The sequence below is a fragment of the Winogradskyella algicola genome (genome assembly GCF_005869935.1).
Classification (GTDB): Bacteria; Bacteroidota; Bacteroidia; order Flavobacteriales; family Flavobacteriaceae; genus Winogradskyella; species Winogradskyella algicola.
This window is the reverse complement of the sequence record NZ_SZQF01000001.1, coordinates 257414-280684: the sequence shown is the minus strand read 5'-3', so window position 1 is coordinate 280684 and position 23271 is coordinate 257414. Positions and strand designations below refer to the sequence as shown.

At 34.1% G+C, this 23271-nt stretch carries 17 protein-coding genes; 10 read left to right on the top strand and 7 right to left on the bottom strand.

Going from position 1 to position 23271, the window contains the following annotated elements:
• Positions 1 to 432: 432 nt before the first annotated feature.
• The 5 genes from FC091_RS01110 to hemA form a co-directional block, all read right to left on the bottom strand.
• Complete coding sequence (locus FC091_RS01110; protein WP_138432438.1) at positions 433 to 969, bottom strand: GNAT family N-acetyltransferase; 537 nt, start codon at positions 967 to 969, stop codon at positions 433 to 435.
• The gene (locus tag FC091_RS01105) at positions 969 to 1751 is read right to left on the bottom strand and encodes an EI24 domain-containing protein (protein WP_138432437.1); all 783 of its coding nucleotides are present in this window, start codon (positions 1749 to 1751) and stop codon (positions 969 to 971) included. Before FC091_RS01105 ends, FC091_RS01110 begins: the two co-directional genes overlap by 1 nt.
• A 177-nt stretch (positions 1752 to 1928) precedes the next feature.
• Complete coding sequence (gene hemE, locus FC091_RS01100; RefSeq protein WP_138432436.1) at positions 1929 to 2954, bottom strand: uroporphyrinogen decarboxylase; 1026 nt, start codon at positions 2952 to 2954, stop codon at positions 1929 to 1931.
• A gap of 52 nt (positions 2955 to 3006) precedes the next feature.
• Entirely contained in the window at positions 3007 to 4599 is a 1593-nt protein-coding gene (hemC, locus tag FC091_RS01095; protein ID WP_138432435.1) for a hydroxymethylbilane synthase, read from the bottom strand.
• The gene (hemA, locus tag FC091_RS01090) at positions 4592 to 5842 is read right to left on the bottom strand and encodes a glutamyl-tRNA reductase (RefSeq protein WP_138432434.1); all 1251 of its coding nucleotides are present in this window, start codon (positions 5840 to 5842) and stop codon (positions 4592 to 4594) included. The genes hemC and hemA overlap by 8 nt, the downstream gene beginning before the upstream one ends.
• Positions 5843 to 6042: 200 nt before the next feature.
• Between hemA and FC091_RS01085 the strand changes: the two genes are divergently transcribed.
• Positions 6043 to 6942, top strand: coding sequence for an AraC family transcriptional regulator (locus tag FC091_RS01085; protein WP_138432433.1), 900 nt, complete (start codon positions 6043 to 6045; stop codon positions 6940 to 6942).
• A 195-nt stretch (positions 6943 to 7137) separates the two neighbouring features.
• On the opposite strand, the gene FC091_RS01080 is transcribed toward FC091_RS01085, so the two are convergent.
• Complete coding sequence (locus FC091_RS01080) at positions 7138 to 10656, bottom strand: TraB/GumN family protein (protein WP_138432432.1); 3519 nt, start codon at positions 10654 to 10656, stop codon at positions 7138 to 7140.
• Between the two features lie 225 nt (positions 10657 to 10881).
• On the opposite strand from FC091_RS01080, the gene hemH reads away from it, so the two are divergent.
• The 7 genes from hemH (at position 10882) to FC091_RS01045 (ending at position 20703) form a co-directional block, all read left to right on the top strand.
• The gene (gene hemH / locus FC091_RS01075; RefSeq protein WP_138432431.1) at positions 10882 to 11919 is read left to right on the top strand and encodes a ferrochelatase; all 1038 of its coding nucleotides are present in this window, start codon (positions 10882 to 10884) and stop codon (positions 11917 to 11919) included.
• 3 nt (positions 11920 to 11922) lie between these two features.
• The gene (locus tag FC091_RS01070; protein ID WP_138432430.1) at positions 11923 to 13275 is read left to right on the top strand and encodes an MATE family efflux transporter; all 1353 of its coding nucleotides are present in this window, start codon (positions 11923 to 11925) and stop codon (positions 13273 to 13275) included.
• Positions 13276 to 13324: 49 nt separating this feature from the next.
• Positions 13325 to 16411: a VPS10 domain-containing protein gene (locus FC091_RS01065; protein WP_138432429.1), complete on the top strand. Its 3087-nt coding sequence runs from the start codon at positions 13325 to 13327 to the stop codon at positions 16409 to 16411.
• A gap of 142 nt (positions 16412 to 16553) precedes the next feature.
• The gene (locus FC091_RS01060; protein ID WP_138432428.1) at positions 16554 to 17102 is read left to right on the top strand and encodes a CopD family protein; all 549 of its coding nucleotides are present in this window, start codon (positions 16554 to 16556) and stop codon (positions 17100 to 17102) included.
• 174 nt (positions 17103 to 17276) lie between these two features.
• Positions 17277 to 18686: a sensor histidine kinase gene (locus FC091_RS01055; RefSeq protein WP_138432427.1), complete on the top strand. Its 1410-nt coding sequence runs from the start codon at positions 17277 to 17279 to the stop codon at positions 18684 to 18686.
• Positions 18687 to 18739: 53 nt separating this feature from the next.
• Positions 18740 to 19522 carry an enoyl-CoA hydratase/isomerase family protein gene (locus FC091_RS01050; RefSeq protein ID WP_138432426.1) on the top strand — a complete coding sequence of 261 codons (783 nt, stop codon included), beginning with the start codon at positions 18740 to 18742 and terminating at the stop codon, positions 19520 to 19522.
• 107 nt (positions 19523 to 19629) lie between these two features.
• Positions 19630 to 20703, top strand: a complete 1074-nt coding sequence (locus FC091_RS01045) for a PA0069 family radical SAM protein (RefSeq protein WP_138432425.1) — start codon at positions 19630 to 19632, stop codon at positions 20701 to 20703.
• A 67-nt stretch (positions 20704 to 20770) separates the two neighbouring features.
• Here FC091_RS01045 and FC091_RS01040 read toward each other — a convergent pair whose 3' ends face one another.
• Positions 20771 to 21328: a hypothetical protein gene (locus tag FC091_RS01040; protein ID WP_138432424.1), complete on the bottom strand. Its 558-nt coding sequence runs from the start codon at positions 21326 to 21328 to the stop codon at positions 20771 to 20773.
• Between the two features lie 210 nt (positions 21329 to 21538).
• Here FC091_RS01040 and FC091_RS01035 point away from each other — a divergent pair, with 210 nt between their 5' ends.
• Together FC091_RS01035 and FC091_RS01030 are read left to right on the top strand one after the other, a co-directional pair.
• Positions 21539 to 22411, top strand: a complete 873-nt coding sequence (locus tag FC091_RS01035) for an AraC family transcriptional regulator (RefSeq protein WP_138432423.1) — start codon at positions 21539 to 21541, stop codon at positions 22409 to 22411.
• Positions 22412 to 22484: 73 nt separating this feature from the next.
• The gene (locus FC091_RS01030; RefSeq protein ID WP_212745825.1) at positions 22485 to 23267 is read left to right on the top strand and encodes a hypothetical protein; all 783 of its coding nucleotides are present in this window, start codon (positions 22485 to 22487) and stop codon (positions 23265 to 23267) included.
• The last annotated feature ends 4 nt before the right edge of the window (positions 23268 to 23271 follow it).

Genomic DNA, 23271 nt, shown 5'->3' with positions numbered 1-23271 from the left:
AAATTTGTTACTATTTTATGATTTTCAGGGTTTTGATGAATATATAAAATGAGTTGTTTTAAATATGTTTCATCTTTAACTTCTTTTCTTTTAAATGGTCTTTCAAATAATGCTCCTGTTCGCTGGTTTTGTTTATTGAACGCTTTGGTGTAGGCATTAAAAAAGTTAGATAAGGCTTGATTAACTTCTTTTGTTTCACCTAAGACTTCAACAGCAAAGTGATAGTGATTGTTTAAAAGGCAAAAGGCAAGTATGTTTATTTTAGAGTCTAAGTGCTTTTGTGCAAGCTGTAAGAAGTAAGACATATTATCGTCATTCTTAAAAACTACAGTACTGTTAATGCCTCTATTGTATATATGATATAATTTTCCTTTTTCTAATTTTTCCATTTTTCAAAATATAGACCTGCAAGGTTTTAAAAACCTGCTAGGTCTAGATATTATACAGTTCATATAACTCCATATCCAAAGGCTGTTCACCAGGAGGAGTATATTCATTTAAGAGTGTCTTTTGCCACACAAAATTATTGTTTTTAGCAACATTAGCACTGGCAATATTGTCTTTATGTGTTATAATTTGAAGGTTTTCTAAACCCAAAGTGTTAAACGCATATTTATTAAGTTCTGCAATGGCTTCAGACATTAACCCTTTGCCTTTTAGGTTGTAGTCAATGCAATAAGCATATTCACCTTGCTTGGCGTCCCAATTGAGTTCTTTAATGTAGATAAGACCAACTAGTTTTCGGGTTTCAGAATGCTTTAATGTGAATAAAAACTCTTCGCTATTTTTGAATTGTTTTACCTTTTTATCGACGAATAATTGTGATAAAGTTGGGTTTAAATTCTGTTGCAACGTTAATGGAAAAAAGCGTTTTAATCGATCTGAATTCGCAACGCAAAAGTCGCAAATCTTCCAGGCATCACCTTCATGTACAGCATTAATTTCAAAATCGTTAAAACGTAATATCATTAGCTAAGATCTATTTTATCAAAAGGTTCAAAACCAATTTCTTCGTCATCATCAAACAATAAATCTACAGCAATTACTGATGCTGAGGTAACACTAAGTGGCAGCACTAAAACAACACCAACCACAGGAATGAGTAATAATAGTAAAAACCCAATACCATTGCCAATGGCCAAACCTCTATGCTGTCTTATAAACGCAACACTTTCTTTATACTTAAAATGACGCTCGAGTGTGTAATCCATATTGGCAAAACCTGCATAATACGCCTGAACTAAAAAGAGTAAAACGGTTGAAAAAATATTTACAACAGGAATAAGCTTAAGTATTAATATTGGCAGTGTATAAAGCAGTTCTTTGGATAGGTTTCGTAAACCAATTCTAATGCCTCTAACAAGCTGTTTGCTAAAATTAGTACTCACATAATTCTTGGCAGGTTTGCCAGTAAAGTAAGCTTCAATTTTTTCTGAAACTGGGCTCATAAAAGGCGAAGACAATGCCATTATTATATGCTTATAGAGAATTAGCCCTATGGCAAAAATGACAATGCCACCAATAAAGGTTGAAATGGCTGTAAACGTTGTTTTGCCGGTTTCCCAAATCCAAATACCAGCCAGCCATTCGCCAAGATTATCTGACAATCCGTAAGCCGATACAAAAATCATAGCAAATACAACAACACTTATTATTACAGGAATAACGAAGTATTTCCACAATTTTAATTTTGAAATTAATCCGTAAGCTCCTGTATAAACCTGTAGTCCTCTAAAAATGTTTTGTATCATAATACTTCCTGCGAAGGCAGGAATCTTTTTAATTAAACTTTAGCTCTATATAACTAGACGTTTTGAGCTCTACTATGTTACATAAATCAGATCTATCAAATCTTTATTTATAGCCTACAAGATATTTAAAATTTAGTAGTAATAACAGCTCCTTCCCTTAAAGAAGGTTAGGATGGGCTAGCTTCTATATTCCTTCACAGCATCAATAAAAGCCTTGGCGTTATCTAGTGGAATATTTGGTAAAATTCCATGGCCTAAATTTACAATGTATTTGTCTTTTCCAAACTCATTAATCATTTGGTGCACCATTTTCTTAATTTCACTAGGTGGTGAAAATAAACGTGTTGGGTCAAAATTACCTTGTAATGTAATATTACCACCAGTTAAATAACGTGCGTTTTTAGCAGAACACGTCCAATCAATACCTAAAGCAGACGCATTAGATTTTGCCATTTCACCAAGTGCAAACCAACAACCTTTACCAAAAGCGATTACAGGCGCATCGTCTTTTAAAGCTTCAATGATTTGGTTAATATATTGCCAAGAAAATTCCTGATAATCTACAGGAGATAGCATGCCTCCCCAAGAATCAAAAATCTGAACAGCATTACAACCAGCAGCCACTTTCGCTTTTAAGTAAGCAATAGTAGTGTCTGTTATTTTTTGAAGTAAATTATGAGCTGCAACAGGATTTGTAAAACAAAATTCTTTGGCTTTATCAAAGTTTTTAGAACCTTGCCCTTGTACGCAGTAGCATAAAATAGTCCATGGCGAACCTGCAAAACCAATAAGTGGAATTTCGTCGTTAAGTAATTCTTTGGTAGCTTTTATAGCTTGCATTACATAATCTAACTCAACATGAACATCTGGAACAATAACATTATCCACGTCTTTCTGAGAACGCACAGGATTTGGTAAATAAGGACCAAAATTAGGTTTCATCTCTACCTCAATATTCATGGCTTGTGGAATCACCAAAATATCGCTGAATAAAATAGCAGCATCCATACCATAACGACGAATAGGTTGTACAGTAATCTCGCTTGCTAATTCTGGAGTACGGCAACGCGTAAAAAAGTCGTATTTAGCCTTAATTTCCATAAACTCCGGAAGGTATCTACCAGCTTGACGCATCATCCAAACAGGTGGACGCTCTACAGTTTCTCCTTTTAATGCTCTTAGGTATAGGTCGTTCTTTATCATAATTATGACATTCCTGCGAAGGCAGGAATCTAGTTTAAGTGTAACTTAATTTTTAAGATTCCTGCCTTCGCAGGAATTCATCATTCACCAACTCAATAACACTCTCAACAGTCGGTACTTTTGCAACTCTAACATCTTCAAAATAGTGACTTGCTGCTTTTGCGGTGGTTTCTCCAATACAAAATGCAATACCTGTTGCTTTATTTTGTTTTAAGTAACTTTCTACTGTTGAAGGACTATAAAACATTACTCCATCTACATTAGCTTCAACTTTATCAGCATCAAACTTGGTTTGGTAGGCTTCAACTTCGTTAACTGTTATGTTGTTTTCAGACAGAATGTTTGGTAAATCATCTAGTCGCAAGTCGCTACAAAAGTAGGTAACCTCTGTGCCTTCAATATATTCAACTAAATAGTTGGCTAATTTTTTAGCGTTAGATTCTGTATGTGTAACTTTGCCTATTCGTTTTTCAACCAAACGCTTTGTACGTCTGCCAACACAATAAATATTTTTGAATCGTAATTCTATTGCCGAAAAATTATGAAGCAAAGCTTCAACAGCATTTTTGCTGGTAATAATTACATTTTTAATTTCATTACGAACAACTGTTTTTGGAATACGATTGAGACTGATTTTAATTGCATCATTGCTATCTGCAACAACATCATTATGAAATAATAACAATTGGTCGTCTGTTAGCTTTTTTGTGGAATAGATATTGGTTTCCTTATTGCTACGTTGTAATTGGTCAATAAGTGTTTTACCACCTTTGCCAATAATATAGCTGGCGCAAAATTCTGCTAAATCGTTATGCTTTCCTAAAGGCACAACTTTAGCAACTTCTATTTTTTTGGTACCATCTTTACTTAGAAGAATGCCTTTAAAGTTGACTTCTTCATTTTTAATAAAGGCTAAGGCGCCAATTGGTGCTGTACAACCACCTTCTAATCTATTTAAAAATTCGCGCTCAATTGCTGTGCAAATTTGAGTTTCTTCATGATTAATTTCCTGGCAAATCTCTAGGATCTCTTCATCCTTTTCTAAAGCAGTAACCATAATGGCGCCTTGCGCAGGGGCAGGAATCATCCAATGCAAATTGATAGCATTCTCTGGTCTTATATTCAATCTACCAATACCAGCAGCAGCAAAAATAGCACCATTCCAATGTTCGTTGTCTTCAAGTTTTTGCAATCTTGAATTAACGTTGCCACGAATGTTTTCAACGGTATGTGTAGGGTAACGGTTAAGCCATTGCGCTCGTCTACGAAGACTGCCTGTAGCTATAACAGCGTCTCTAGCAGATAGAAATTCTTCATTGTTTTTAAATACCAAAGTATCATTGACATTGCCACGTTTTATAACAGCAGCTTGCACAATACCTTTTGGTAAAACTGTAGGGACATCTTTTAGTGAGTGTACTGCGATATCAATGCTTTCATTAAGCATGGCAATATCTAAAGTCTTGGTGAAAATGCCAGTAATACCTAGTTCGTATAACGGTTTATCTAGTACAATATCTCCTGTTGATTTTACAGGCACTAATACGGTTTTATGACCTAAGTGTTCTAATTGTGATTGTACAGTTTTAGCTTGCCACAATGCTAATTGGCTATCGCGTGTGCCAATGCGAATAATTTTAGACATTCTGTGGAGTTTCTAGCTGAAATATTTTTTTGATGAGCTCTAAACTCTCATCAGACGTATCATTGTCTTCTCTAAAGTGGTGTGCAAACTGATTGGTTATCTTTTGAATAATGTTGTTGGTAATCAGTTCTGCCTGATCTTCGTTAAAATCGGCTATTTTCTTGCGCTGTGTATTTAATTCAGAATTTTTTAAATCGGTAAGCTTGTGTTTTAAAGCCTGTATTGTTGGTACAAACTTTAAGGTGTTTAGCCAAGTGTTAAAATCGGCCATAATTTCCTCTATAATTGCTTCGGCTTTTGGTATAAATGCTTTGCGCTTTTCTAGAGTGTCATCTGTGATTTTGGCCAAATCATCCATATGTACTAAAGATACATTTTTTAATGCTGCTATATCCTCGTTTACATTTTTAGGGATTGATAAATCTAAAACTAATAATGGTTTTTCTGTAGTGATTAAATCTTTATAAACCGTAGGGTTCTGTGCACCTGTAGCTACAATAACAATATCAGAATTGTTGATTTCAGTTTCAAGGTTTTCGTAATCTTTTACAATAAGATTGAATTTTCCTGCAACTTCTTCAGCTTTGGTTTTTGTTCTGTTAATAAGCGTGATGTGCGGATTTTTAGTGTGTTTTACTAAATTTTCACAAGTGTTTCGTCCTATTTTACCAGTACCAAAAAGTAGAATATTTTTTTCAGAAATATGTTCTACATTATTCATAATGTACTGTACAGCCGCAAAAGACACTGATGTTGCTCCAGAGGATAATTCGGTTTCGTTTTTAATGCGCTTACTTGCTTGAATTACAGAATTTAAAAGGCGCTCAGTAAACGAGTTTAATAAGTTTTCTTTTTTAGAAGCTCTTGCCGCAAATTTTAACTGGCTAATAATTTCAAAATCACCTAAGATTTGGCTGTCTAAACCAGAGCCAACTCTAAACATGTGATGTATGGCGCTTTTACCTTTGTGTATATAAGCCACATCCTGAAACTCTTCTACAGTACCTCTCGTATTTTCACAAAGTAAATGTATAAGTTGGTATGGATGCTCAGCAAAACCATACAGCTCGGTACGGTTACACGTAGAAATTACAATAAGACTTTCTATGTCATTTTGCTTGGCTTCTACTAACAAGTTTTGTTTAGCAGTATCACTTAAGCTAAAATGACCACGCACTTCGGCATCAGCTTTTTGATAGCTGAGACCAATGGCATAAAAATATGTGTTTTTGTGTTGTTGCATTCGCTCGTTTACCTGACTTGGAAATTAACACAGCAAATTTATGTTTGATGCTACAAAAAAAATAACGCTAAAAGAACTTAAAGTGTCGTTTCTGGTTTTTTAAGGTTATTTTTTTAAAAAACATGATTTTTGTCATATTTTTACCGTAAAACCAAGGGTTTTTCAACTCTTTGTTTAGAACAAATCTAAATAACAAGAAAATGAAATTGGAAAATACGGCTTCAAAAAGTGTCGCTAGAGGTGCTTTTGAAGAAACTTTTATTGAAGATGGCTTTTTTGTATTAACACATAAGAATGAAAACGATATTGTTGAAATTCTTGAACGTGAGATTGATAGCACATATATACAATTTCATTTTTGTACTAAAGGTTCAGCCAATTTTGTGTTTAATAACGGAACCTACAACCTAAATATTAAGGAAGAAACATCTTTACTGCTCTATAATCCGCAACGCGATTTACCAATTCATTTAGAAATGCAGCCTCATTCTTGGTTGGTGTCTTTCGTAATGTCTATAAAAAAGTTTCATAGTTTGTTTTCCCAAGACGCTAACTACGTAACCTTTTTATCGGATGAGAATAAAAATAAAAAGTACTATACAGACGGAAATATAAACCCATCTATGGCTGTCGTATTAAACCAAATGATAAGTTTTAATCTTAATCAAACTGTAAAACCACTTTATTTTAAAGGTAAAGTTTACGAACTTTTGAGTTTGTATTTTAATAGAAATGAAGATGCAGATGTTGAGCAATGTCCTTTTTTGGTAGATGAGGTTAATGTTGCTAAACTCAAAAAAGCAAAAGATATTATTATTGCCAACATGGCTGAACCTCCAACTTTACAAGAGTTGTCAGAAACCATTGGGTTAAGCCTCAAAAAACTTAAGGAAGGATTCAAGCAGATTTACGGCGATACTGTTTATGGCTTTTTGTTTGATTATAAAATGGAAGTGGCTCGCAAACTTTTAGAGTCTGGAGACCATAATGTTAATGAGGTTGGGTTAAAGGTAGGTTACAGTACAGCTAGTCATTTCATTGCAGCTTTTAAAAAGAAATTTGGTACTACGCCTAAGAAGTATATTACGGCTTCTAGTTAAGGTAGTACTAATTTTAGCACTTTTTTGTTATTGTTGAAATGCTGTTTTAATTTATTGAAATCATCAGATGAATATTCAATGGAGTCTATTTCTTTCTGAAACTTCTTTAATTGTAAGATATATGAGTTTTGAGAAAAACCAAGTCCGAAAATCAATAAAAAAAGACTAGCAAAGACGAAGTTTTTCTCATTAAACCTAATAATCATAATACCCATTATAGCCGCGTGAGGTTGGTGTTACCCGTTTTCGGTCTTTGTAAATCGCAAGGTTAATGATTTCTTCAATTTGTTCGTCTAGCTCTTTGGTTTCATCAACAGTAGTTCCATAGCTGTTGCTTATATCATAATAGTCGACAATGAGTTTTTTACTGTCTTTTGGTTTTATAAAAGAGATGTAATGTAGTACTTCGGATTTACCAGAGTACTCATCATCTTTATCTATTTTAAAGAAGTACATTACAGCATCCCTGTTACCTTTGTCGGTTTTAAAATCGCGTTTCAATAAAAAAACAAGGGAATCCTTTTCTTTCTCATAATCTGCATTACCTATGAGTTTAGATTTTGCAAATTGTTGCTGACTAATATTAAGTGACCTTATAGAATTAAAGAGCTTTGCCTCATCCAGTTCTTCTAAAAGTTTGTATTGATTTTCTTCATCCTCTACCAGCTTCTCTTTTAATTCGCTTGGGATTTTTTCTTTGTTTTTAGCCAATAGCACATAATACCTTGTTAGTGCTGAGGTATCATCTACGTTGAGCATTTTATCAAAAAAGTCTTTAGCAGTACGTTCATTTCTATAAGGAAAAATTAAATTAACGTAAGTTGAAAGATCATCAGAGTAGTAACCATAACCACTGTTACTTAGGCTGCGCTTTACTTCTATCTTACCGTCATTTATTATCTGGTTTTTATATTTTTTGTAATCTTTTGTTTTTACCAAACCAGAATCTTTAACACGAGCCAACAAACCGTAGAGCGCTTCTTTGTATTCGCTAATAGTGCTGTACTGTAAAATTTTAGGAAACAAATCGGCTTTTAGCTCTAAAGAATCTTTCTTAGCGTAGCTATAAAAAATGCTACCAATACCACCAAGTGGTAAATCGCGTTCCATTAAATCCATAGCCAACTCAAAGTTTTCTTTCTTCTTGGTGTCAAACAAACCTTCTAATATCGCAGACTGGGTTTGTGGATCTGAGTAGCTGTCGTAGTATAGTTGTTTTATAAAGTCTAGATTGTTTTTAAGATCTATCTCTACAAGTTGACCTACTAAGTGCGACTTTATATTTAAACGTTCTTTATCGAATTCAAAATCTTTTAATACAGAAACAATATCTCTGCTATTGTATTTTTTGAACTTAACAAGATCGTAAGATTCTAAAATTATACTATCCTTGTTTTTTAGTGCTTCAAAAAATTGGTGTGTTTTATCCTTTAGTACGTCTTTACCCATTAAGGTATCAATTGGTGTAAATGAATCGTAAAATTCAGTTACAAATTTAGATGGTCCACTAATAGAATCTATTAATGTTTTTAGTTCAAAAAGCACACCTTCTTTGAGGATGTTCTTCACCATTACTTGCTTGGCACTATTACTGTCCGTGTAATTAAATGTATAGGAATAAATACCATCTTTATTGGACATAGACCTATTGAAAATTCTAAATTTCTTTTTTGGTGTATAATAACGCGTAGCTCCATTGGCTTTTCGATCAACATCTTTCCAAAGACTATCAACGTTATGAAACATTTGTAAGTCATGAAATTTGGTTCTGGTAATTTCTATTTGCTCATTGGCTTTTGTGGAGTAGGTGGTAGACTTTGTTTTTTCTTCGTAATCTTTATCGTCTTTATCAGATCCATAATAGCCATAACCGTAAGGATTTGGCATAGGAGATTTAGCATTGGTGTTTACCGTAAAATAAAGTGAGGTATCTACCAATTTCTCAAACCCTGAATAATCTGTTTCATTGAATTTAAAAGATTTAAAAAATTCAGTTTTGTCATCAGTATTAGTGCCAACATAGCCTAAAAGATAGTAGCTACCATCTTTAACAATTGTCTTTAAGTGTAAATTCTTACCAGATGTTGAGTCTAAAACAGCACGAGATTCATAGGTTTTATAATCACCTCTTTTGAATCCACCTTCAGCTTCTTCAAGTTTATAATTTAAATAAAGTGCATGATGGAAGTACTTAGCTTCAAAGCTGTCTTCTTCGATATAGCTTAAGTCATGAAGTGTGGATTCTTCAGCAAAATAGTAAGCATCATCTTTATAACCTTCTAATAGCTTTTTTCCTTTATTAGCCATGTTACTTGTAACGTAATATTCAGGAAACTTAACTTGAAACTTTTTAGCAGGTGATACAAACGTTATTAAAGAATCTGTAGGTGTTTTTATGTCTATTGAATTAAATATTTTGGCTTCGTGTTTAAGCACAAAATCACTTCGCCCTGCATATTTTATAATGATGATTTCAAGAGGTGTTTGGTAAATATGGTATTTCTGAAATTCACCCTTTTTAGTCTTATTAACGATACTTAGTCCAGGATAAGGCTCTTTTAATTCTTCTTTTTTTACAATATCACCAGGTATATCTTCATACAATAAATCATCTATTTCCTTAAGTGTCATGTTCTCTTTTTCGTTTGGCAAATAAGTAAAGCGACTAATTCGATTTACTGTTAAATAAGCACCGTTTGTCATATCCGGATCTAAATAATACTTCTGTCCTCCATAGGCGAATTCGCGTAATTCATCATAAGTATTTAGGCTTAAAAAACCGTCTGGTGTAATGTGCTTTTTTAGAATAGGCTCTACAAAAAGGCTGTCGAGTTTTGTTTTTTCGGTTTTACTAAAATCAGTTTGCTCAGATGTTAAAGCTCTAACGGTATAACCTCTTTCGCGAAGCATATTAATCATTCCCTTTTCACCTGGTAAATGTGCTGCGCCAACGCCAGCAAACACAGATTTTTTAGGCATTAAATCTACGAGTGAGTTTACCATATTCTCATTTCTAATAAAGAGCATATTTTCTCTATAAAACTCTGTATTAGAACCTGCGCCTATCGAATCTAAAAGATCTAAGTTTCTGTCGCGATAAAGATTTTCTTGTATGAGGTAAGGATTCTCTTTGGCATATAGTTTTTGTAACCAAGGATCTATATCTTTTTTGTTTGCGTTATAAGCCGCTTTAGTAGTTAAATAACGCGATTCAGCTAAGTCTTCTAGTCCATAAATTTCTTTGCCGTTTTTCTTTCCTGCCTGATAGATAAACATATCTAGATACGTTTCTTCTTCAAAATTATCTGCTGCATTACTTTTTCTGTACAAATAAGCATTGACAGCGCCATTATCCATTCTAACCGAAGCTCTAACGGCCATTTCTTCAGGATGAGTAAGCTTGAAAAGATTGGTGTAGAACCCTTGTCTGTAATTGTTATAAAAGGCCATTTCATCAATCATCATGTCGTAGTTAAAACCTGGCCATGTGATAGGGTCAGATTCTAACGCAACACATTCACTCTCATTAAGCGCTTTGTAGAACACATCATCTAATCTAAAGGCTACCTTTTTGCTTACATGCATGGTGCCGTATAAATATGACGTTTTTTCTAAGCCGTTACCAGAAATCTCCCAAAGTAGACTTTGATATTGTTGTTGAGAAAAAGCTGTTATTGAAATTGTAAATATTAGGGCTGTAAGAATTTTTTTCATTTTGTACTTTATAATCAGGACTTGTAAAGATATTTAAATCATTGAAATAGCCATGCTCAATCACTAAAACTCGTTTAAAAACTAATATTATGGATATTACTTGTTAAATATAACAACTCAAAAAAAGTAAAAACAGTATTTAACATAGCATTATAAATAAAACTAATACAAGTGATTTTATTCTATGTATAAAGGGTTGTATTTTTGTTATAAGAAAAAATGAATATGAAAAAAGGAGTTTTACTAGTTAATTTAGGTTCGCCAGATAGTCCTAATCCAAAAGATGTGAAAAAATATTTGGATGAATTCTTAATGGATGAACGCGTTATAGATCTTCCGCTTTGGGCACGTACATTATTGGTAAAAGGAATCATCTTAAATACCAGACCAAAGGCTTCAGCTAAAGCGTATCAAAAAATTTGGTGGGAAGAAGGCTCACCATTAATTGTGTTGTCCGAAAGACTTCAGGAAAAAGTGCAAAACAAAGTAGATTATCCTGTGGCTTTGGCCATGCGTTACGGAAGCATGAGCATTAAAAAAGGACTGCAAGAACTGGTTGATAAAGGTTGTACAGAAGTAAAGACAATTCCGCTATATCCACAATTTGCTATGGCAACTACCGAAACGATTGATGTAAAGGTAGACGAGTTGGTTGCTGAGCACTTTCCACAATTAAAAATAACCAGAACTCCAGCATTTTATCATAGAGAAGATTACAAAGAGGCCCTAGCGCAAAGCATTGCCGAAAAGCTAGACGGTTTAGATTACGAGCACATTTTATTCAGTTATCATGGTGTACCAGAGCGTCACATAAGAAAAAGCGATATTACCAATGGTAACTGCAAAATGAATGGTAAATGTTGTTTTAAAATGGGTAGTCCTCAACATGAGTTTTGTTACCGTCATCAGTGTGAAATTACCACAGTACATGTGGCTAAAAAATTAAAACTCAAAAATGGAACGTATTCTACGACCTTTCAATCTAGATTAGGTTTCGATCCATGGTTAAAACCATATACCGACAGAACCATTGAGCGTATGGGTAAAGAAGGTATTAAAAAAATGGCCATTGTTACTCCAGCCTTTGTTAGTGACTGTTTAGAAACTTTAGAAGAAATTGCCATGGAAGGTGAGGAAATTTTCCACGAAGTAGGCGGAAAAGAGTTTACCGTAATTCCTTGCCTTAATGACAGAGATGATTTTGCACAAGTGTTAACTAATATGATTGAAGAATGGGCAACATCTGAAACTTTAGCTGTGTAATAAATGGCTAAAGTATCCTCACAAGATTTAGGTAGTCAACCAATAGGTAAACTGCTTGTAAAACAAGCTGTACCAGCCTCTATAGGTATTTTGGTAATGTCGCTTAACATTCTTGTAGATACTATTTTTGTTGGTAATTGGATTGGACCTAATGCTATTGCTGCCATAAATGTGGTATTGCCAGTGTCGTTTTTTATTGCGGCTTTGGGTATGGCTATAGGTATTGGTGGTTCCTCAATTATTTCTAGAGCACTAGGTGCAAATAATAGAGAAAAAGCACTTACTACATTTGGGAATCAAATAACCTTAACGCTCTTATTTACAATTTCATTCGTTATTCCAGGTTTATATTTTGTAGATTCTATAATACCTGCATTTGGAGGTAAGGGAGCCATTTTTAATCCTGCAAAAATCTATTATGTTATTGTGCTTTATGGTGTGCCATTTTTGGCCTTGTGCATGATGGGAAATACCGTAATTCGTGCAGAAGGAAAACCAAAATTTGCGATGTATGCCATGATGATTCCTTCTGTTGGCAATCTTATTTTAGACTACATTTTTATAAAAATATTGGGCTTCGGTATGCATGGTGCGGCATGGGCAACAACAGGCTCATACATGCTATGTTTGGGGTTTATTATCTGGTATTTTTTATCCAATAATTCAGAATTAAAAATCACTGAGTGTTTTTATAAACTGAATTTCCCGATCATCAAAGAAATAGGTGGTTTGGGTTTTGTAACCTTAGCGAGGCAAGCTATTGTAAGTGTTACATATCTCTTAATGAATAATATTTTATTCAATTTAGGAGGGGAAACTTCTGTAACAGCATATGCTATTGTTGGAAGAATGCTCATGTTTGCATTATTTCCAGTTTACGGTATCACCCAAGGATTTTTGCCAATTGCAGGCTATAATTATGGCGCAGAACACTACACACGCGTCAGAGAATCTATAATAACGGCAATAAAGTATGGAGTTTTATTAGCTGCCGTTATTTTTGTTTTTCTAATGCTTTTCCCAGATGCTATTACCAGACTTTTTACACAAGATGCTGAAGTATTAAAAGAAACTCCACCAGCTATGCGTTGGGTATTTGCAGCAACACCAATCATTGGTATTCAATTAATAGGTGCAGCCTATTTTCAGGCTATAGGTAAAGCAACACCAGCTTTATTACTTACGTTGCTTCGTCAAGGCATATTCTTTATTCCGTTAATTTTTATACTGCCACGTTTTTATGGTGAATTAGGAGTTTGGATGTCTTTTCCAATTTCAGACGTTTTAGCAACCATAGTTACTGTTTACTTTTTAAATAGAGAGGTAAAGTTAAATTTATTACCGAAGGAAGCATAATAATTTTAAATCCGTAATTTTATTGTTCTTTAACCAACTACTAGTTTTTATGCGATTTTCATCTTATTTGTTAGCTGTTTTAATAGCATGTTTTAGCTTAAACCTACAATCACAAGATTTTCAGGAATCAGATTACGGAGCCTTAGAATACAGATTACTCGGACCCTTTAGAGGCGGACGAAGTGCTGCTGTTACAGGAGTGCCAAATCAACCTAACTTGTATTATTTTGGAGCTACTGGTGGAGGTATTTGGAAAACTACGAACGGAGGTCGTGCCTGGGAAAATATCTCTGATGGCTATTTTGGTGGTAGTATAGGTTCTATAGCTGTTTCTAAAAGCGACCCAAATGTTATTTATGTTGGTGGTGGTGAAAAAACAGTCAGAGGAAATGTATCTTCTGGTTATGGTATTTGGAAAAGTGTAGATGCTGGTAAAACATGGCAAGCATCTGGTTTGCCTCAAAGTAGGCACGTACCACGTATCGCAATTCATCCTACGAATCATAATATTGTTTATGCTGGTGTGCTAGGTAACATCTATAAACCAACACAAGAACGAGGTGTTTACAAAAGTACTGATGGCGGAAAAACATGGAAAAAAACCTTGTTTTCTAACGCACATGCTGGTGTCGTAGATTTAATCATGGATCCAACAAATCCTAGAATTTTATATGCTTCAACCTGGCGTGTACAGCGCACACCTTACAGTTTAAGTTCTGGTGGTGAAGGTTCAGCTTTGTGGAAAAGTACAGACAGTGGAGAAACTTGGACCGAAATTTCAGTTAATAAAGGGTTTCCTGAAGGTGTTTTGGGCATCATTGGTATAACAGTATCGCCAATAAATAGCCAACGTCTTTGGGCAATTGTTGAAAATAAAGATCAAGGCGGTTTGTACAGAAGCGAAGATGGTGGTGAAACTTGGACACAAGTAAATAGCGAAAGAAAATTACGTCAGCGCGCTTGGTATTACACCAGAGTTTATGCAGATACTAAAGATGTAAATACGGTTTATGTACTTAATGTGCGTTACCATAAAAGTACAGATGGCGGCAAAAATTTCAGTACCTACAACGCACCACACGGAGATCATCACGATCTATGGATTGCTCCAGAAAATCCAGACCGAATGATTATTGGTGACGATGGTGGAGCACAAGTTACTTACGATGGTGGAGAAACCTGGAGTACGTATCATAATCAACCAACCTCTCAATTTTACAGAGTAACAACAGATAATGCCTTTCCGTACAGAATTTATGTGGCACAACAAGATAACTCTACCATAAGAATTCCGCATCGAACAGATGGTTATGCTATTACAGAAGATGATTGGGAAAGTACAGCAGGAGGTGAAAGCGCACATATTGCTGTAGATCCGAAGGATAATGATATTGTCTATGGCGGAAGTTACGATGGCTTCTTAACAAGAGTGAATCATAAAACAGGAACTGTTAGAGCTATTAATGTGTGGCCTGATAATCCAATGGGTCATGGGGCTGAAGGCATGAAATATCGTTTTCAGTGGAATTTCCCAATAATATTTTCAAAGCATAATCCAGATCGATTATATACCTTCTCGCAGCATGTACACGTTACTGAAAACGAAGGTCAATCTTGGGATATTATTAGTCCGGATTTAACCAGAAATGATCCTGAAAAATTAAAATCTTCAGGTGGACCAATTACACAAGATAACACATCAGTAGAATACTACTGTACCATTTTTGCAGCACAAGAGTCACCACTTAAAGAAGGATTACTTTGGGTTGGTAGTGATGATGGTTTAATTCACGTTACACAAGATGGAGGAAAAACTTGGGATAATGTAACTCCTAAGGGAATGCCAGAATGGATGATGATAAACAGTATTGAGCCAAGTGCTTTTGATGAAGGTACCTGCTATGTGGCTGGTACTAAATATAAAACAGGTGATTTTGCACCATATCTGTACAAAACCACCGACTACGGAAAAACCTGGAAAAAAATCACTATTGGTATTAACGGAGAGCATTTTACAAGAGTTTTAAGAGAAGATCCAAAACGTAGAGGTTTACTGTATGCAGGTACCGAAACAGGCATGTATATTTCGTTTAACGATGGTAAGGATTGGAAACCATTTCAATTGAATTTACCAATAGTGCCAATAACTGATTTAACGATAAAAGACAATAACTTAATTGTGGCAACTCAAGGACGTAGCTTGTGGATGATAGACGATTTAACCGTAATACATCAATTATACGATTCAGATTTAAGTAAAACTGTTTTATTTCAGCCTAAAGACACCTACAGAATGCGAGGTGGCGGAAGAAGTGGTAGTTTAACATCTGGTGCTAATCATCCAAATGGTGTGATCACGTATTTCAATTTAAAAGATTACAAGAAAGATGACGAAGTATCTCTAACCTATTTTGACACAAAAGGAGATACCATTAAGACCTTTTCAACCAAAGACAAAAAGAATGTGCTTAAAGTTGAAAATGGAGCAAATCAGTTTGTTTGGGATATGACCTATGATGGTGCAGAACGTTTACCAGGTATGATATTGTGGTGGGCAAGTTTAGAAGGGCCAAGGGCAATTCCTGGTAAATATAAAGTGAGTTTAAATGTTAACGGAGATGAGCAATCACAACAATTTACAATTCTTGCAGACCCAAGAGCAGAAAGCACCCTTGCCGATATGGAAAAACAGTTTCAGTTTATAAAAGATGTTAATGAAACTATGGATAAGGCACATAAATCCATTAAAAAAATAAGAAATATTAATGGTCAGCTAAGTGCATTTCAACAGCAATATAAGGACGATGATAATGTGAAAGACCTGGTGGAAAAAGCCAAAGCTTTAGAGGAGCAACTTTCAAACATTGAAAAAGAATTATACCAAACAAAAAACAGAAGTGGTCAAGACCCTTTGAATTTTCCGATTAGGTTGACTAATAAATTAGGTCATCTCAATTCTTTGGTAAGGATGGGAGATTTTGCACCAACCGATCAAGATGTTGCTGTTAAAAATGAATTGACTTCAAAAATTGAAACACAATTATCTCAGTTTAATACAATTCTCAATGATGAGGTAAAAGCATTTAATGCAGCCTTTAATTCTAAGCAGCTGAATTACTTATTTGTTGAAGATTAAGTCTAAATTTGCCATGCTGAATTGTCCCACTGAGCGCACTCGTGTTACTGAAGCTTTAGCGTGAGCACAGTTGAAGTGTATTTCAGCATCTAATAAAAAATAAGATAGACCCGAAACGAGTTTAGGGTGACAACGTAAAGCTATGGAATACTACAACTACATTAAATCATTACACCTCATTTTTGTGATTACTTGGTTTGCAGGCTTGTTTTACATTCCAAGATTATTTGTGTATCAAATTGAAGCATTTCATAAACCATCACCCGAAAAGGAAATTTTAGGGAAGCAGCTAAAGCTTATGGCGAAGCGCTTGTGGTTTATTATCACCTGGCCTTCTGCAATTTTGGCAACGTTATTCGCAGTTTGGTTAATGATCTTAATGCCTAGTTGGTTTCAGCAAGGTTGGATGCATGTAAAATTAGCCTTTGTGGTCTTACTTTTCATATACCACTATAAAACGCATATATACTACAAACAACTTCAAAATGATGAGGTAAAAGTAACTTCAAATTATATGCGTATTTGGAATGAAGGTGCAACATTTATACTTTTTGCAGTTGTTTTTTTAGTCATTCTAAAAAGTACTATTAATTGGATTTTTGGTGTCATTGGTATTGTTGTTCTTGGGATACTTATAATGTTAGGGTTTAAAGTATATAAGCGTATACGCGAAAAAAATCCAGATGCATAAAAACAAAATCCAAAGGCTAAAATTATAAATTCCAAATATGTAAGATTGGAATTTTGTTTTTAAAATTTGAAAATTTATGCGCTGCACTTTTGGTGTGATTATTGCTATATTTAGTCCATTAATGAGCTGATGAAAATTAAAAAACTCTCTTTAAGATCTCGGATATTCATTGCTATGATACTCTTAGTGTTATTAGCATCTGTTTTAATTGCTGCAGTAACAATATATCAATATAACGAAGAAGCTAGAGATTATCACAGGGAACGCTTAGATCGAAAAGAAAAGGCAATCAGGAAAAGTATCGAGTTCACTATACAAGAAACGACTTATCCTGTAACAACAGAGAATATTCCGTTAATATTTAAAGACGCAATTTTTGATATTGACGCCATACACAACCTTCAGATTAATTTATATGATTTAGAAGGTGAGCTGTTAAAAAGTTCTAAACGTACAATACAAAGAGACACTACGGAGCAGTGCTTAGATGCAGAAATCTTAAATGCTCTATCCAATACTGCAGAGCATCGTTATGTTATTAAACAAGAGGAAAACGGGGAGGTTTTTCAATCATCATATTCTTACATCACCGATAAAAAATTCAAAAATCTAGCCATACTCAATTTACCTTATTTAGAAAACGATGACTTTTTAAATAAGGAGCTGAATGAGTTCTTAATGCGTTTAGGCTACGCCTATTTAGCCATGATACTAGCGGCAATTGTGTTTGCGTATTTTATTTCAAAATATATTACCAAATCACTAAAGACCATTAGTGATAAAATGAATGAAACGCGACTTGAAAAACGCAATAAAAAAATACAAGTAGACTCAACAAGTGAAGAAATAGAAACGCTTGTTAATTCTTATAATAGTATGATAGATGAGCTTGAAGCTAGTGCTGTGAAGTTAGCCACAAGCGAGCGTGAACAGGCTTGGAGAGAAATGGCAAAACAAGTAGCACACGAGATTAAAAATCCTTTAACTCCTATGCGATTGAGCGTACAAAGCTTTCAGCGCAAGTTTGATCCTAATGATGAAAATATTCATCAAAAAGTAGATGAATATAGTAGTACGCTAATTCAACAGATTGACACTATGAGCTCTATAGCCTCAGCGTTTTCTAACTTTGCTAAGATGCCAGCTCAACAATCAGAAAATCTTAATGTAGTACATATTGTTAAGTTGGCATTAGATATTTTTAATGAAGATTACATTTCTTTTGAAGCTGAAGCAGAAGAGATAATAGCCAAGTTTGACCGAACACAGCTAATTAGAGTAGTTACTAATTTGGTGAAGAACTCTATTCAAGCCATTCCAGACACTAGTAAAAATCCAAGTATAAAGGTGAAGGTATTTTCCGACAATAAGAAGGTTAAAATTACCGTAGAGGACAATGGTAACGGAATAGCAGAGGAGACAAAGTCTAAAATTTTTGAACCAAAATTCACTACAAAGTCCAGTGGAATGGGCTTAGGACTGGCAATGGTGAAAAATATTGTGGAAACCTTTAAAGGAAGTATTACCTTTACATCTCAAGAAGGAGAAGGTACAATATTTACAGTGTCTTTTCCTAAGGAGTAAATTTATTACCCTGAATTTGTTTAACAATTCACATATTAAATCAATAATACATTATGTCTTTTAACAACATACTATCCGATTACCAAAATGGTATAACCACCATTACAATCAACAGGCCCAAAAAACTAAATGCTTTAAATAAGGAGACCATCAAAGAGCTGCACGAGGCTTTTGATGCAGCTAATAAAGATGCAGACACAAAAGTAATTATTATTACTGGTAGTGGTGAAAAAGCATTTGTTGCAGGAGCAGACATTAGTGAGTTTGCAGATTTCAATGTTGCAGAGGGTGGAAGATTAGCAGCAGAAGGCCAAAAACTATTATTCGATTTTGTTGAAAATTTAAGCACTCCAGTAATTGCAGCTGTTAATGGTTTTGCTTTAGGTGGTGGGTTAGAACTAGCAATGGCTTGCCATTTTAGAGTAGCCAGCACCAATGCCAAGATGGGACTGCCAGAAACATCATTGGGAGTAATTCCTGGATATGGAGGTACGCAGCGTTTACCGCAATTGGTAGGTAAGGGGAGAGCTATGGAAATGATTATGACAGCTGGGATGATAGAAGCTAATCAGGCTTTAAGCTATGGTTTGGTAAACCATGTTGTTGAGCAAGAAGGTTTATTAAATTTTTGTGAAAGTATAGCTAGTAAAATAATGCGCAATTCTTCCGTTGCAATATCTGAAGCCATTAAAGCAGTTAATGCTAATTATAAAGCTGGAGTTAATGGATATGAAGTAGAAATTAAAGCCTTTGGCGATTGTTTTGGTACTGAGGATTTTACTGAAGGTACAACAGCATTTTTAGAAAAACGTAAGGCTGATTTTCCTGGTAAATAAATAGTTACCACTTCTTTTGCGTGTAATACTTTAGATGTTAATAAATTAAACATATGTTTGTAATTTTGATTTAGTTTTATTTGTATTTTTACAAATAAAATTTAGATATGTTTAATAAAGAAATCATTAAAGGTCGTGGAGCTCAAAAAAATGTTCACAATCGTTTTTTTGAGTTGTCTCATGAAATGCGAAATGATTTCTTAGAGTTTTGCCAAAAAGAAGGTGAAATAGCAGATAAAAACAAGACCCAGTATCTGAATGTTTTTCCTAAGACCATAGTTAACAAGGTTACAAGTCCAGATGTTGGTATGGCTTATTCAATGAATATGTACCAAGGTTGTGAACATGGTTGTATCTATTGTTATGCGCGAAATAGCCATGAGTTTTGGGGTTTTAGTGCAGGTCTAGATTTTGAACGACGAATCCTAGTTAAAAAGGATGCGCCAAAACTCTTAGAGAGTCTCTTAAAAAAGAAAAGTTGGAAAGCACATCCTATAGTAATGTCTGGGAATACGGATTGTTACCAACCTGCTGAACAAAAGTTTCAGTTAACAAAACAATGCCTAGAAGTCTTTTTAAAGTACAAGCATCCTGTAGCAATAATTACAAAAAATGCCCTTATACTAAGAGATATAAAGCTTTTAAAAGCGCTGGCAAAAGATAATTTAATTGCCGTAAATATATCGATAACATCATTATCAGAGGAAACGAGACGTATTTTAGAACCACGTACCGCAACTATAAAAAGGCGATTACAAACAGTAAAAGAACTTAGCGATAACGGAATCCCTGTAAATGTGATGTTGGCACCAATAATCCCTTCAATAAATAGTCACGAAATTTTACCAATGGCTAAGGCAGTATCAGAAGCTGGCGCACTGAGTATTGCGCATACTATTGTGCGGTTAAACGGAGCGATTGGTGAGATTTTTACAGATTGGATTAGAAAAACACTACCAGATAGAGCAGATAAGGTTTTGCATCAAATTGAAAATTGTCATGGCGGAACCCTTAATGAAAGCAGATATGGAGTGAGAATGCGAGGTGAAGGACAAATAGCAAAACAAATTAATGATCTTATGGCTTTGGCTAGGTTAAAATATTTTAAGGGTAGATCCATGCCTCATCTTAATACCAGTCTGCACGAGCAATATAAAGACGGTCAAATGAAACTATTTTAAAAAACAAAAGTGGGCATAAAGCCCACTTCCGAAGTAAAAAAATAACTAATATATAAACAATCAAAATTTATATCTTAAAATTCTTAGTGTATACTCTGCCATTAGATTTAATAACAGCTGTATAGTCGCCTGAGATGGTGTTATCTAATTTATAAACTCTGTTTAAGACGTCTTTTCCCTCTACATTTTCAGTATGAATTAATTCATCTTCAAAGTAAAGTTCAACTACCATTTCATTAGTGTCTAAACCAATTTTTGAAACGATAAGTAAACCCTCTTCAGATCTTATAACAGGTTTATAAATTTTTGTCTGAGTGTCATTTAAGATTTTAACACTCTTGTTAGTTACCTGTAAATCAACAACTTCAATTTCAAAATCTTTACTGATTTCTACAGTATATATTCCATTGCTTAGTTGACTAAAATCAAAGAGTCTAACTAGATTTCCATCATGCTTAATACGACCACTAAAAATAACTTCACCCGAATCATTAGTTACAGAAAGATTATGCCCTTCATTTACAAATTTAAATGTTGGTAAATCCTTTAATGTCTCGCTTGCATAGCTTGTGTATGTTCCCAACATCACTGCTACTACCAAAATACTTTTAATTAATGTTTTCATCTTTTTCCTTTTTTAAGGTTAAACTGAATTAACACTACAAATGTATAATGAAAAGAGGTTGCTGAAAACAACAATTTTGGCATATTTATATATAAAATTAACCCAAAAAAACTCTGATTCTATTTGTGTGGTTAAAATAGTATACAATGGTGATAATTTTATATATATTTGATTTTTTTAATACACTAACTTTGTACTAAAATATTAGCAGTGAATACAAGAAAACCTATACTAGAAAAAATTAGTCCAGAATTTGGAAGCTCTATAAAAGTTATCAAGCATGGAGCATATGTAGGTGAAAAGAAACCATTTTGGCATTTTCATCCAGAGATTGAATTGGTTTATGTTAATAAAGGAAAAGGAAAGCGACATATAGGTAATCATTTATCGTATTTTAATAATAGCCAGCTTTTACTTATTGGATCTAATTTACCTCATAATGGATTTACAGATAGGCTTACTGTAAATGGTACAGAAACCATTGTTCAGTTTAAGCCAGAGTTTTTAGGTGAACATTTTTTTGATATTCCAGAAATGGAAAAAATCAATAATTTATTTGAGCGCGCCAAGAGTGGAATTCTTTTTGGTATTCCTACTAAACAAAAGCTAGGTAAAAAAATTGAAAAGCTGTCTGAAAAGGAAGGCTTTAAAAAAATTCTTATTCTACTTGAGGTTTTACATAGTCTAGCCAAAGCAGAGGACTATACTATATTGAATGCAGATGGTTACAGATTTGAAACAGAACCACAAGACAGTGCAAAAATTGATACAATTTTTAAACATGTAAACGAAAATTTTAAAGAACATATTAGTCTGGACGAAATAGCAGATAAGGTAAGTATGACAGTACCAGCGTTTTGCAGATATTTTAAAAAAGTAACAGGAAAGACATTTACTAAACTAGTAAATGAGTATAGAGTGGTACATGCAACCAAACTACTAACTGAAAGCCAAATGAGTATTACAGATATTAGTTTTGAGTGTGGCTTCAACAACTTTTCTCATTTTAATAAATTGTTTAAAGAATTTACAGGTAAAAGTGCGTCAAAGTATAGACGTGAAGTTAAATTGATGCTTCAATAAAAATAGGCTTTCATCATAACTTTCCTGTTTTAAAATATATATTTGTGAAACTATTAATCAATTAATTTTAATTATGAATAACAAATTTTTATTACCCATTGCTTTTTTATTTCTAATTGCTCTTTTTGGCTGTAGCGAATCTGCATCAGATGAGTTTGATGACGCAAATCCAGATGCAGTTGCAAGATATATTGAAACTATAAGCGTCGTTTCTGCCCAAGATGCATCAGAAAACACGACAGTTACAGTTAATTATGATGCTAACGGAAGAGTGTCTAGTGTAACAGATGGTGTAGATACAAGTTTGTTTGTATACAGTAATGGTGAGTTGAGCAATATTACTGGACAAGGAGATAATCTTAATGTTGAAGAATTGTACGAATCTCCTTATGATGCGTTTGAGACAGGTATTGTTAATCAGTATGATTCTAATGGTAATCCTGTTAATATTACATTTTATGAGTATGAATACGACTGGCAAACAGATACAGAGGATCAGGTGGAATACACTGCACAGATAACATATGACTCTAATCCAAACCCATATTTCTATACTTTAGATGCAGCTGGAATTATCGATGCTATGGATCAGGTAGATCTAAATTTTTCAATGAATGTATCTAATCCTGAAATTATACAAGCCAGAGCTTTGCTACCACTAAATAATGTTAGTAGCATTACTTACAGAGATGAAGACGGTAATGTTGTTTATGAAATAGAAGCAGATTATGTATATAATTCTGACGACTATCCAACCTCTGCCACAGTAACAGGAACAAGTTATGATGAAGATTATGACGGCAACCCTGTTAGTGAAACAGGTGTTTTTTCTGCAACATATACTTACAGAGAGTAAGCAT